The sequence below is a fragment of the Draconibacterium sp. genome (genome assembly GCF_041583095.1).
Taxonomy (GTDB): domain Bacteria; phylum Bacteroidota; class Bacteroidia; order Bacteroidales; family Prolixibacteraceae; genus Draconibacterium.
In genome coordinates, this window is the sequence record NZ_JBFHGM010000289.1 from 1 (window position 1) to 6,271 (window position 6,271).

The 6,271-nt window shown below is 40.9% G+C and carries 3 protein-coding genes; all 3 read right to left on the reverse strand.

Annotation, left to right across the window (positions count from 1 at the left end; genetic code table 11):
• Window positions 1-152 precede the first annotated feature (152 nt).
• Window positions 153-1,838 carry a capsule assembly Wzi family protein gene (locus ABZB17_RS19225; protein ID WP_372652642.1) on the reverse strand — a complete coding sequence of 562 codons (1,686 nt, stop codon included), beginning with the start codon at window positions 1,836-1,838 and terminating at the stop codon, window positions 153-155.
• A 317-nt stretch (window positions 1,839-2,155) separates the two neighbouring features.
• Window positions 2,156-3,937 (reverse strand): capsule assembly Wzi family protein, encoded by a 1,782-nt coding sequence (locus ABZB17_RS19230; RefSeq protein ID WP_372652644.1) that lies wholly within the window; start codon window positions 3,935-3,937, stop codon window positions 2,156-2,158.
• Between the two features lie 1,017 nt (window positions 3,938-4,954).
• The coding region (locus ABZB17_RS19235; protein WP_372652647.1) for a flippase at window positions 4,955-6,271 on the reverse strand (1,317 nt) is incomplete at its 5' end.

Sequence of the window (6,271 nt, forward strand, 5' to 3'; positions counted from 1 at the left end):
AACACTCCCAAGACATTCATTCAGGTATTTACCTTGATTGTAACAAGGAACTATAATTGAAATTAACGGTGAGATCTGCATTGGCGAATTGGTATAATGTTGGTCGTTTTTTTAGTTTGCTAATAAGCTAGTCTTATGGTTTAATTAAACCATCAAAACCGGTAGGATACAGCAAATTGCGTATGCAGGTTAAAGGTGTTGTCCGTATGTGTCCAGTAATCGGCTTGTACTTCGGCCCAGGTGGGCTCGTACAACCATTGGTAGTTTCTACTGCTAACCAGCTTTATTTTTCCAAACACCAAAAAGTTTTTATAATCCCAGTTGGCAAAAAACGAAGTGCTTAAATCAACCCAGTTGGCCCTGAAATCTTTGATATTTGAAAACCAAAAACCATTTCCATGTACATAACGTTCAAATTCTAATCCAATTTGTTTTAGTTCTCTGTTCCAGCTCATCACTAATGTTTGAGTATTACTCGTGGGATCTATACCAGCACCAATCAACTGACCTTCGTGTGTATAGCCATGTTTAACTAATCCATGATAATACCAAGGATATCCTCCTCTGCCATTACCATAATCACGATGTCGATTAATGGTAGTTTGATTTGATGCCAATTGGGTAATTTCGCCCCTAACCTGGAAATAACGATCTCCTTTAAAGCCCAGTAATTTATGTGCTCCCAGAATATAGGCTGCAGTATGCGATGGTTCCATCAAAAAGTCACGCATATCCCAGGAATGGTCTTCACGGCCATATTCAAAATAAATCTCCGCGTTTGATTCAGGGAAAAGCCATCTGGCAAAAAGCGAAATAAGTTGATTCTGCCGCTGACTGTCTACCTCTTCATTGGAACCGCCAGAACTTTTGGAAAGAAAACTAAGTACCGGCAAATAGTCCGAAAATCCTGACCCCATATCCTCCGAATAGGTCATAAAACTTCGGGTAAAACCCAAAAACAAACCCGGTACCCAACGAGGCTGATAGCTCAATACCATGGCGTTTAAATAACGCCAATCGTCCGGCAATCCTTCAGTATAGCCCGATTCTTCAAGTTTCCCGGCAATAAGTTGCCCTTCGAAAGAACCCATCGGTGTTTTTATGGGGCGCACGGTATTTAGGGTTAGGTGTAAAAAACCGGATGCCGAGTTGGTCATGAGCAGGGAGTTTTTATAACCCGGTCCCCACCACAGGTTCTCATTGGACAGCCCGATGGAGATGGGTTTATACGTTATGCGCACGCTGCTTTGACCTAACAGAAACCTGGTGTAATGAAAACCACCGATACGTTCCGGTAAATCAATTGTTCCTTTTGAGTTGGGAAATTGCAGATTCAAAGTGGTTTTATAGCCGGAAGGAAAACCATCGTATAATTTATTATGGGCATACACCAATTCCGGGTTAAAGGTTATACTCAGCAGGCTGTATTTAAAATAGAATCCCAGGTCGGCACGCATTTGTGCTCCCCGTGCCGGAATCATCGAACCATCGTTAATCCCCTCCGGATGATGGCTGTTGTATTGATTCAGCAAGCTTATGGGAAGCACCGTAAACTGACCTCTTTTTTTGTTAAAGATAAAGGTGCCGTCAAAATTGTTCAGATTGGAATGTTCTAAGGTATTTTCAGGATCGAATAGATCATCTTTTCCCAGCGCTTCTGAAAATAAAGGACGAGAGGTAAAAGATAAGGTCGGATCCACATTCCCTAATAATTGCTGACGACGGTAATAGTCATTCAGAGTTTGATTATTTAAAGATAAGGATTGAGCCAAACTACTTTCGACACTTATAAAGATGAGCAGGGAGAAGAAAAGAAGGTGTTTATATTTTGTGTACATGATATGAGATACTTGATGTTTGATACTGGATACTGGATTCTGGATGCTTGATACTGGATCTTGGATACTGGATCTTGGATGCTGGATCTTGGATACTGGATCTTGAATGCTGGATATTGGATACTTGATACTAAAGAATTGTAAAACTGATAAATTGTAAAATTGTAGTTCTTAACTTTGTATCTTATTCACTGTGAAACTCTGTGATTTCTCGGCGTAACTCAGTGGTAAAATCCTTTATTTTTTGCCTTTGTACTGGATACAAACTCGTAACTCGTGGCTAGTGACTAGTAGCTTGCAACGCTTTCGCTCTGATACTAGAAACGATACATAATTCCCAACTTACCATGGAAATTAAACACATCTTCGCCACTGCTGTTATCCCAGTAATCGTTCCAGTTAAAGTCGTACACCCATTGATAGTTTTTGGCACCAACAAATTTAAAATTCAGCGAAAACAAGAGGTTCTTGTATTCCCAACTTCCGTTTAACGCAGCGGCCAGATCTACCCAATGCATTCGTATATCCTTTATAGTTTCATTGAGAAAATCTTCGTTGTGGGCATATCTTTCCAGCTGAAGTCCAATCCCTTTCAAACCTTTGTTCCAGCCCACATTTAAACTCATTAAGTTACTACCCGGTCCGATTCCTGCACCCAGCAGTTGCCCCTGGTGTGTATAACCCTGCCGGACGCCAACGCCGGTGTACCAGGTTTTGCTGCCCTGTTGGTAAACTCCCTGGGGGCCTCTTAATACTGATGTTGGATTTTTCGCCAAATGAGTGATTTCCATGCCCACCTGAATAACCTGATCCTCTGAAGGGAGTTCAATCAGTTTTCTGAACCCATAATTAAAGGCCCTTGAATGTTCCAGCTCTATAATAAAATCTCTTCCGTCCCAATGATTTTCGGCCAGGCCATATTCCGCATATATTTCAACATGTGCTTTGGGCCAGACATAACGCATAAAAAACGAATAGTAGGCGTCTCTTTTCTGGTAGTTACTCAATTCTCCTTCTTCGGTATCTTCTGCTTGTTTTTCTATTCCTTTTTGGCTGAAAGGACTAAATATGGGTAGCCATGCATTGAAAGAATTGTCCATATCGAACTTATACATCTGGAAACTACGTATTAATCCCAGGTGCAAACCCTTTACCCATTTCGGACTGTAATTCAGGATCATTCCATTAAAATAACGATCGTCCTGCCGTTTGGGCGAATAAAAGAGCATGCCGTTATGGTCTTTTACCTCGGTATTGGGAGGCGGGTAACCCGAAGCTTTTAGATTCCCAATTATAATTTGTCCTTCAAAGGAACCAAGAGGTGTCTGAATCGGACGGGTGGTATTTAAAGTATAATGACGAAAACCGGGTGCAGTATTGGTCATTAACAGGCTATTTCGTCTGCCGGGGCCCCACCACAGATTTTCATTGGAAAAGCCCAGTGAAATGGATTTGTAGTTGATTCTAACGCTGCTTTGCCCCCAGGTGAACTGATTGTAGGCATCGTCGCCAAAACGTTCCGGCTGGTCGATATAGTTTAAGGTGTTAAAATAGTATTGAGCCCATCTTAAGGTAGCCAGTTCCGGGTTTTCCCGGATTAGCGGAAATCCATCATATTCCGGATTGGAAGCATAGACATATTCAGGTTGTATTTTTATGGAAAGAGAGGGAAGATTATCATTGAAAGCAACATTAAAATATAACCCTCCGCTAACAAAGGTCTGATAACCTTTGGCCGGAATCATTGCTCCATCGTTCCAGTCTTCAGGATGGTGCGAATTATATTGATTGGTCCAAACCAAAGGAAGCAGCTTTAGCGAGATATCTGAAGGCAAACGTTTTCCCAGTAGCTCATTAACATCCCGGTCGAAAAAACTTTCCGTGGCTTCCGTTGGACGATACACATCGTTCACACCAAAAGCTTCGGTAGGAAAGAGGGGATAGGAGACAAAAGAATTATCCGGCTCGATATTACCCAAAAGTTGTTCTCTTCGGTAATAATCTTCCAGCTGATCAAAGTTGCTTGAGAGCGCTTGCGCACCGACTTGCTCTGTAACAAGAAGGATCAACGCAACTATTAGATAGTATTTCCAGTTCATATTCTGTTTTTTCTTGTTTTTGATGGGAGTTGTTTCTATTCAAAAACCATCGCCCTAATAGACGATGCTTCAACATGCCGGGGCTTTGCCCCTATGTTTTTACCAACCTTTCGTCCCTTCCGGGACTTTTTTTCTGAAAGTCCAATTACAATTTGTAGCAAAATGTGGTTCAAAATTTATTGACTCACCCGCTGGCGCGTCCCGAAACTTCGGGATGTAATCCGTGCCATTGCTAAAAGCAATTCTATTTTACAACAATGATATCTAACAAACCATCTTCTCCAGCGTAATCAATAGCGCTACTATATACATAATCCTCAGCATTAAAGACTAATCCTGCTTCAACCGGATTTTGATGTATATATGCTATTTTCTGATCTATTACAGTATTGCTCCATAGCTCAATTGGTTTGTTATCAGATCTCCAGAAACGGAAGCCTTCGGATGTTTCAAATTGTTCAAGTAACCACTTTTTTCTACTTTCCTGTAAATTCTTAGCAATAGCTATCGGTTTTATCCCTGATCCGCCAGCTGGCGGGGACCTTCTTAACGTGGTTTGAATAAGGTTTTTGTTTTTTTAGATTATCTGTTTATCTGTTGTGTCGTCCCTAATGAGACTTTTATCCAAGGCGTTCGCGCCAGTGAAGGGTTGATAATTAGATAGTTCAACTAAATATGATTTTTTTGAGTTTTATTAAAGATCCAAAACAGATGTCCTGAAAGGACTGAATATAAATAACCGTGTGTGAAACGCACGGAAAGTATAATCGCAAAACCTCAGCCCCGAAGGGGTTGAATAAATTCTAATCAACTAATGAAGTAACCAACGAAGTACAACAATCATATGCAACATGACGAAAACGAATTGGATTAATATACCTTTTCAACCCTTTCAGGGCTGAGACAATAGCCATTGATCCACCACCGGATATACCGGTGGTTATTCGTATTCATTCCTTTCAGGACAATTTAAAGATAAACTTTGGTCTGAAAGTAGTTGCCAAAAGAAATTTGTTTTCAATATTCCTTATCCTGTCTTTTTTCTTTCACCAAAACAGCCGGTATCCAGCCTTTTGTTTTGGCATAGACAAAAGCTTCATGGATTAATGGATTTTTAAATATCCAGGCTTGTATACCAAAATACACCAAAGCCGATAGCGGAACGGCAATTAAAAGGCAGATTATCTCATTCTTAGAAACTGTACGTACCCCATAGGCAATGGGAATAAAAAGTAAACACGACAGAAAAGCTTTTGACAGCATTCCCCAATCCAGTTTAAATTTTATGAATTTATACGCAAAATAGCCCGCGATTCCCGTTACTACAATTTCACTGGCAACGGTAGCCACTGCTGCTCCTTTATCCTTAAAGCTGCCAATAAGCAGGAGGTTTAGTGTAATACTGACCACCATACCCGCAAGTGTTGCCCAAAGATATTTTCGTTCGTAGCCGGCCGGTATTAACAACTGAAATCCAAAAATATGGGCAATACCTATTATCAATGCCAATGGTGCACTTATTTTCATGGTAAGTACTGCGTTGGCAAATTCCACTCCCGAAATGGAAATAATAAACTCTTTGGCAAAAAGAAAAAGCCCAAAACTAACGGGCACCCCCAGTAAACAGGTAAAAGCAAAAGATTGGTTAATCAGTTTATCTACCTGAATCTTATCGCTGCTTTCAAGGCTTTGAGTGATACGGGGTATTAACACTGTACCCAGCGCTATCAGTACCGGAATGGTAATTTTATTGATCTTTACAGCTGCAGTATATAATCCCACGGCCGTATCGTCGGACAGAAAACCCAGCAAAAGCGTATCGATGACTGAATAGATGCTAATGGATACCGAAGTGCCCAGTAAGGTTAGCAATGCCGGAATATGACGTTTGAGTTCTAATTCGTTTACTTTAAAAGAGATGATTTTACGAACTCCCCATAAATTCCACAGATGATTGGCTAAAATCGAAAAAATAACCACCGCAAAATACAGCAGCAGATCTTCCTTTGTTTTTACAAATACAAACAGCGCCAGTAAAGAAAGTGCCTTTATGCTTATGGAGCGGATGGACAAAAAACGAAATTGCTCCATGCCGTTGTAGTACCAGTCGAGGTTCGAAAAGGCACTTATAACAATTAAACCTCCCAGCAGGTAGAGTTGCAGGTCATCGTGAAACCAGGGAACCAGAAACAAAACTCCCAGGTATAGCAATAGTAAAAGAAGCGAACTAAGAACGTTTAAAAACAGCAGCTCGGAAACCGTTTTGCTTATTCCTGCCTGGTCATGGCGGATTTTTGCAATTTCACGTACGCCGTAAATCGGTATGCCAATGGC

Bases quoted from the DNA above. Each gene is read 5' to 3' on its own strand.
- ABZB17_RS19225 (WP_372652642.1), bottom strand. From the start codon at position 1,838: ATGTACACAAAATATAAACACCTTCTTTTCTTCTCCCTGCTCATCTTT.
- ABZB17_RS19230 (WP_372652644.1), bottom strand. From the start codon at position 3,937: ATGAACTGGAAATACTATCTAATAGTTGCGTTGATCCTTCTTGTTACA.